Genomic DNA, 6,483 nt, shown 5'->3' on the forward strand with positions numbered 1-6,483 from the left:
CGGTGCGCGCGCCGAACTGGCCGGCGCGCGGGCGAACGTCGGCGCCGCCGCCCGCCTGCTGGCCTGGGGCCTGCTGTACCTGCTGCCGGCCATCGTGTGGTGGCCGGCGGCCGTGCTCGCCGCGGGCGTGCTGGTGACGGCCCGTCACCGGGCGCGGGCGGCGGTCGCCGTCCAGGCCGACCTGATCGAGGCGGCGGTCGACCTCTACGGCCGGGAGCTGGTGCTGCTGCTGGGGGTCGACTGCCCGGGGCGTCTCACCCGTGAGGCGGGCGAGGCGGCGACGAGCCTGCTGCGCAAGGACCGCACGGACCGCTCACGCCTCGAGGGGTGACGGGGCGGAGCGGCGTCCGAGGCCGTGGAACGTGGACACGATGACGTGCGGTGCGCCGGGGAACATCACCGTGAAGCCGTCCCTGCGGCCGCTGGGCCGCCGGGGCGGCCCGGGGACGTCCGACAGAACGACGGGGGTGTGGGGCGTGGCGCGCAGCAGGCGGTCGTGCCGGGCCCGGTCGCGTGCGGGCATCAGGCGGCGGTCGACGGCCAGCGACGGCGGGTCGCTGAGCCGGGGCCAGTGCTCGTGGTGGACGTGGACCCTGACCCGCAGGCGTCCCTCGCCCAGCGCGTGCTCCACCTCGGCCAGGTGCTCGGCGAGCGCCCCGACGGCGTCGGCGACGCGGTCACAGGTCTCGCTCAGGTCGAGGCCCTCCTGGTAGGGGGCCTCGCGGTTGCCGGGGCCGACGACCCGGCCCCGGATGCCGAGGTCCTCGTCGTGGACCTCCTGGCCGTCGGCGAGGCCGGTCCGGTCGCCGCTGTGGGTGCCGAGGGTGAGGTCCGCACCGTACCGGCTCGCGGTCATCGCCACGGGGAAGAGGCCCGTGTAGCGCAGGGTCCGGGCGCAGCCGAGGAGGACGGCCGGGACCGGCAGGCCCGGGACGCCTCGCATCAGCCGCACCGCCTCCGGCCGCCGGCCGAGCAGGTCCAGCACGTGGGCGTAGTCGCGGCGGACGGCGCGGGTGGCGTCGTGGTCGGGGCCGAAGGTCTGCTCGCACCCGGCGAGCAGTACCGGGTACTCGCGCGCCGCGGCGGCCGGGTCGCCCTTGCGGACCATGACGGTCAGGGCGTTGTTGGCGGCGTTCAGGGTGAGCGGGTGGGCCGGGCCGAGCAGCTGGGTGCGGTGGGTGTGCACGGTGCCGAGCAGGCCCAGGGCGTCGTCCCAGCGGCGGAGGTCGCGCAGGACCAGGGCGAGGTTGTTGAGGCAGACCAGGGTGAACAGGTGGGTGCTGCCGAATCTGCGGGACAGCCCCTGGAACGCGAGCTCGTACTGCTCCTCCGCCTCGCGGAGCCGCCCTTCGCGGTGCAGGGCGCCCGCGAGGTCGTGCCGGGCGGTGGTGGTCTCCAGCGCGAGCGCGCCGTGCCGCTTCTCCAGGTACCCGACACGCTCGCGCAGCTGCGTCACCGAACCCTCCGACACCGGCCGGCCCTCCCTCCCCGGACCGCGGGACACCACGGTCGCGGGCTCACGGATGCGTCTCCCCGGACCGGGAGTACGCCGCCCCGCCCGGGGTGGTTCCCGGTGGGCCGCCGCTTCACTCGTACGGGTCGGCAGGAACCGGCGGTTCACCGGTCGTGCGCGGCAACACCTTCCCGGCGCACCCGAGTTGGACCGTTCACCGCTCCCCCGGCTCAGCCCGTCGCGTCCGCCAGGGCCAGTTCGTGCAGGCGCTCCGGCGGGCCGGGCCGGGCGTAGTACCAGCCCTGGGCCGTGTCGCAGCCGAGTATCCGCAGCTGTTCGGCCTGGGCGCCGGTCTCCACGCCCTCCACGGTGACCGCGAGGTCGAGGCTGTGGGCGAGGGAGACGATGCCTTCGACGATCTTGAGGTCGACCGGGTCGGCCGGGAACTGCTGCATGCTCTGGGTGAAGGAGCGGTCCAGCTTGAGGATGCTCACCGGGAGGCGGCGCAGGTTGGCGAGGTTGGAGTAGCCGGTGCCGAAGTCGTCCAGGGCGATGTCGACGCCCATCTCGGCCAGCCGGCGCAGCGGTTTGAGCAGGTCGTCGTCGGCGCCGATGAGCGCCGACTCGGTCACCTCCAGGCACAGCGCGTCGGGGGCCACGCCGGCGCGTTCCAGGATGTCCACGGTGTCCTGGACCAGCCCGGGGTGGGTGAGCTGGCACGGCGAGAGGTTGACGTTGATGCGCAGGGGGCCGGCGAGGCCCGCCCCGCCGTGCCGTTCCTGCCAGTCGCGGGCCTGCCGCACCGACTGTTCCAGCACCCAGCGGCCCAGCGGCACGATGAGGCCGGTGTGCTCGGCGAGCGGGATGAACCGGTCCGGGGAGAGCACGCCGTGCTGCGGGTGCAGCCAGCGCACCAGGGCCTCGGCGCCGCGCACGCTGCCGTCGCCGAGGTGCACCAGCGGCTGGTACTCGATGAAGAACTCACCGCGCTCCAGCGCCGCCGGCAGGGCGGTGGTCAGTCCGTGCCGGGTGATCGCGCGGGCATCGGCCTCCGGGTCGGCGAGCTCGAAGCGGTTGCCGCCCGCCGACTTGGCGCGGTACATCGTGATGTCGGCGCTGCGCAGCACCTCCGCCGCGCTGCGCTCGCCGGCCGGGCCCTCGACGATGCCGATGCTGCCGCGCACGGTCAGTTCGCGGCCGTCGATGCTGATCGGGGCGAGCAGCGCGTTCATGATGCGGGAGGCGAGTTCGTCGACGCCGTGCCGGGTGTCGGGGCCGGTGGTCAGCGCCACGAACTCGTCGCCGCCGAGCCGGGCGACCATCTCGCCGGGGGCGGTGGCGCAGGCCTGGAGCCGGTCGGCGACCTCGACGAGCATCCGGTCCCCGGCGGCGTGGCCGAGGCTGTCGTTGACGGTCTTGAAGCCGTCCAGGTCGAGGTAGCACAGGCCGAACCGCTGCCCCTCCCCCGCGCCGAGCGCCTTTTCCAGGCGTTCGAAGAAGAAGGTGCGGTTGGGCAGCCCGGTGAGGGCGTCGTGGGTGGCCTCGTAGCGGAGCCGCAGGTTGAGCAGCCGTCGTTCGGTGGTGTCCTCCATGAGGGCGAGCTGGTACTGGGGGCGGCCGTCGGGGTCGCGCAGCAGGGAGACCGTCAGGTTCGTCCACAGGACGGTCCCGTCGGGGCGGTAGAACGCCTTCTCCAGGTGGTAGTGCTCGCGTTCGCCCCCCACCAGTTCCTCGTACAGCTTCCAGGTCTGGGGGGCGTCCTCGGCATGCGTCCAGTCCTGGACGTTGCGGCCGCGCAGGTTCTGCTCGGAGACGCCGAACATGCGGACCAGGGCACCGTTGACCTGGAGGACGTTGCCCTCGAGGTCGGCGATGCCGATCCCTATGGCCGCGCCCTCGAAGACGGCGCGGAACCGGGCCTCGGTGGCGTGCAGCGCCTGGGCGACCACGCCCTGGGCGCGCAACGCGGCCTGGGCGATGGCCTCCTGCTCGGCCAGGGTGCGCTCCCTGAGGGCCTGCGCGAAGCCGGCGGCCATGGCGTGCTGCAGCCGCGCCGAGCGGGCCCGCAGGGCCTCACGGTCGCCGTCCCCGCCGCAGTACAGGACGAGGTAGGCGTCCACGCAGTCCAGGCTGCGGCTGAGGGCCTCCGGGTCGGTGCAGTGCGCGCCGACCAGGGCGGCGCCGACCGCCCTGCCCGCCTCCGGGTCGAAGGTCCTGGCGCGCAGGGCCTCGCTCAGCCGCCGGGCGGGGTCCAGCAGTTGGCGCTCGAATTCGGGCCGGGTGGACGAGGTGGAGGTCACCGGGAAGACCGCCCGGCTCCAGATCGTCGCGAACCGGCGCAGTCTGTCCTCCGGGCCGTCGGGTTCCGCGTTCACCGCGTACGTCCCACGCCGGCGAATCCGGAGAAGGCGAACGGGTCCACGTCCTCCACGGGTGTCTCCGGCCGCCACCGCGGCATCGGCACCAGTCCGGGTTCCACCATGTCGTACCCCTCGAAGAACCGCGCGATGTCCTCGCGCGTGCGCATGATCAGCGGGTTGCGGGTGTTTCTGTACACGTCCACCGCCCCCTCGGCCCGCTCCGGCGGCAGCGGGACCCCCTCGTAGGAGGCGTGGGTGAGGACGAGCATGCTGCCGGGCGCGAGGGCCTGGCGCAGTTCGGCCACCGCCGCGTACGGGTCGTCCGCGTCCTCCACGAAGTGCAGTATGGCAACGAGCAGCAGCGCCACTGGCCGGTTCAGGTCGATCAGCCGCTCCACCTCGGGGCTTTCGAGGATGTCGCGGGGGCCGAGCAGATCGGCCGCGACGACGTCCGCCCGGTCGTTGCCCCGCAGCACCTCCCGGCTGTGGGCCACCGCCACCGGGTCGTGGTCGACGTACACCACGCGCGCCCCGGGGTCGGCGGCCTGGGCCACCTCGTGGACGTTGCCGAACGTGGGGATGCCGGAGCCGATGTCGAGGAACTGCGTGATGCCCTCACCGGCCGCGTACCGCACGGCCCGGCGCATGAAGGCACGATTCGCCTGCATGATCTTGGGCAGTCCCGGCATGAACTCCATCGCCTTGCGCGCCGCCTTCCGGTCGACCTCGAAGTTGTGCGATCCGCCCAGGTAGAAGTCGTACATCCGGGAGACGCTCGGCACCGTGATGTCGATGCTCCGTGGGGCCCAGGCGGGACGCTCCATGTATGTCTCCAAGGCGAAGGCGATCCGGTGTTCGAGAGCAGAGGCTACTGATCGCCCGCCAAGGGAGCGACCTGAAACGGAAATTGACCATCCGTTCCCGGTCACTGCCGCTGGCACGTGCCGAATTGATACCCCGATACATGGTGACGAAAAGTACCCATGGCATTCCGGAGAGTTCCGACGTGCGGCGAAAGACAGGGAGAAGGACCCCGAAATTTCCCCGAGTTCAGTCAATCACAGCAAAACGGTCCGCCCCTCCGTGCGGCATGGAGGGGCGGACCGCGGTCGGCGGTGCCGAAGTGGACGACACCCTGGGGAGGTTGCTACTTCTCCGGCGCGCCGACCGGCTTCCCGTCGGGGCGGACGGCGTACCAGGTGCCGCCGACGCCCTGACCGTTGGTGTCGCCGGGCGCCTTGTCCCCGGCGAAGGTGTAGATGGGCCAGCAGTTGATCGTCTGCTGCTTCGCGCCGTCCGGGCGCGTGAAGGTCATGTAGTTCTTCTTCTGGATGCCCTTGGTGTCGTTGATGTCGACGGGCGCCACGACCGGCCACTTGTCCAGGCAGGCGCCGGTGCAGGCCGAGACGGGCTTCGGCCAGGCCTCGTCCTTGGCGAAGCGGTAGACCGTCATCCCGTTCTTGTCGACGACGATCTCGCCCAGCTTCGGGTCCTTGCGGGTGGACAGCCCGGGCTGATCGGCCGCCTGCGCCTTCTTGCCCTCGGGGGTCAGCGCGTACCACTTGCCGCCCACGCCCTGGCCCTTGGTGTCCCCGGCGTTGACGTCCTTGACGTAGCGGTAGGCGGGCCAGCCGGCGATGGTCAGCTGCTTGGTGCCGTCGGACCGGGTGACCTCGCCGAGCAGGGCCTCGTCGATGCCCTCCCCGGCCGTGGCGTCGTCCGCGGGCACCGGGGGCCAGGTCGCGGCGCAGTCGCCGTCGCAGTTGGACTTGGGCGGCTTCGCGGCGTCCTGGTCGAAGCGGTAGAGGGTGAGTCCGAGGCCGTCCGTCACAACCTTGCCGAGCTCGGCGTTGTCGGCGGCGGACAGCTCGCCCGCGGAATTGGCCGGGCCGGTGGACGGCTGGGCGCTCGCCTTGTCCCCGCCGGCTCCGGCGTAGTCCCCCGCACCTGCGGCGCCCACGTTCTGGCTGCTGGAGGGCGGCGGAGCGTCCTGACCGCACGCCGTCGTCAGCGCCAGCACCGCCGCGGCGCTCGCCACCAGGGAGGCGGTCCGCCAGGAGGTCTTCATCGTCAACTCCACATCATCGCCATCGTCTTGCAGCGCTCTGCCGTGCCGCCGCTCGACGATGGGTACGCACGGGAGTACCCGTCGTGTTCAACGCCCGCCGGACTTTTTTGCGGAACCTCCGGCTCCCCGGGGGCCGGAGGCACTCGGGGCGGCGGATGCTGCCGGGGCCGGCGGAGGTTCCCGGGGGTGGCGTCCCGCACGCCAGTGCGGCGTCGCGCTCGCGCGGGCCCGGGCCGGTCCAATCCCCGGAAGCGGGAATTAACTCCATCGGGCCATTCACCGGGGACCCGCGCGTGTCCCGTCACGGCCCGGCTCATGATCTCCGTCGTGCAAGGACTCGTACCGATCTCCTCTGCCCTCGTGGCCCGCGCGCTGGCCGCCGCGGCGCTGGCCTGGGCCCTCGTCGGCGCACCCGGCACGGCGACGGCGGACGCCTGTGCGTACGCCTCGACCGGCCCGAACGGCACCGAGGCGGTGGCGGTCGCCGGCAGCATGACCTGGCCCCTGCCCCCCAAGTGCTCACCCCCCGCGCCCCCTCCGACGCCGACGCCGACACCGGCCCCCACGCCCACGCCGACTCCGCCACCGCCACCACCTCCGCC

General features: G+C 72.9%; 4 protein-coding genes and 2 pseudogenes. 2 read left to right on the forward strand and 4 right to left on the reverse strand.

Going from position 1 to position 6,483, the window contains the following annotated elements; genetic code table 11:
• Positions 1-331, forward strand: a pseudogene (locus tag G3I53_RS19440) (hypothetical protein); the annotation flags it as partial.
• Here the strand turns inward: G3I53_RS19440 and G3I53_RS19445 are convergent.
• From G3I53_RS19445 to G3I53_RS19460, 4 genes are all read right to left on the reverse strand, one after another.
• Positions 314-1,471 carry a tetratricopeptide repeat protein gene (locus tag G3I53_RS19445; RefSeq protein ID WP_164438589.1) on the reverse strand — a complete coding sequence of 386 codons (1,158 nt, stop codon included), beginning with the start codon at positions 1,469-1,471 and terminating at the stop codon, positions 314-316. The pseudogene G3I53_RS19440 and the gene G3I53_RS19445 sit on opposite strands and share 18 nt — an antisense overlap.
• A 212-nt stretch (positions 1,472-1,683) precedes the next feature.
• The gene (locus G3I53_RS19450) at positions 1,684-3,828 is read right to left on the reverse strand and encodes an EAL domain-containing protein (RefSeq protein WP_164332911.1); all 2,145 of its coding nucleotides are present in this window, start codon (positions 3,826-3,828) and stop codon (positions 1,684-1,686) included.
• Entirely contained in the window at positions 3,825-4,637 is an 813-nt protein-coding gene (locus G3I53_RS19455) for an SAM-dependent methyltransferase (protein ID WP_164332910.1), read from the reverse strand. The genes G3I53_RS19450 and G3I53_RS19455 overlap by 4 nt, the downstream gene beginning before the upstream one ends.
• A 323-nt stretch (positions 4,638-4,960) precedes the next feature.
• A complete protein-coding gene (locus G3I53_RS19460; RefSeq protein WP_164332913.1) occupies positions 4,961-5,881 on the reverse strand; it encodes an SCO0930 family lipoprotein in 921 nt (306 codons plus the stop codon).
• Between the two features lie 327 nt (positions 5,882-6,208).
• On the opposite strand from G3I53_RS19460, the pseudogene G3I53_RS19465 reads away from it, so the two are divergent.
• Positions 6,209-6,483, forward strand: a pseudogene (locus G3I53_RS19465) (hypothetical protein); the annotation flags it as partial.

Origin of the sequence: Streptomyces sp. SID14436 (genome assembly GCF_010548465.1) — a bacterium.
In the GTDB taxonomy this organism is placed as follows: Bacteria; Actinomycetota; Actinomycetes; order Streptomycetales; family Streptomycetaceae; genus Streptomyces.

Excerpts from the sequence above, each read along its gene's own strand:
- G3I53_RS19455 (WP_164332910.1), bottom strand. The coding sequence starts at position 4,637 with ATGGAGCGTCCCGCCTGGGCCCCACGGAGCATCGACATCACGGTGCCG.
- G3I53_RS19460 (WP_164332913.1), bottom strand. The coding sequence starts at position 5,881 with ATGAAGACCTCCTGGCGGACCGCCTCCCTGGTGGCGAGCGCCGCGGCG.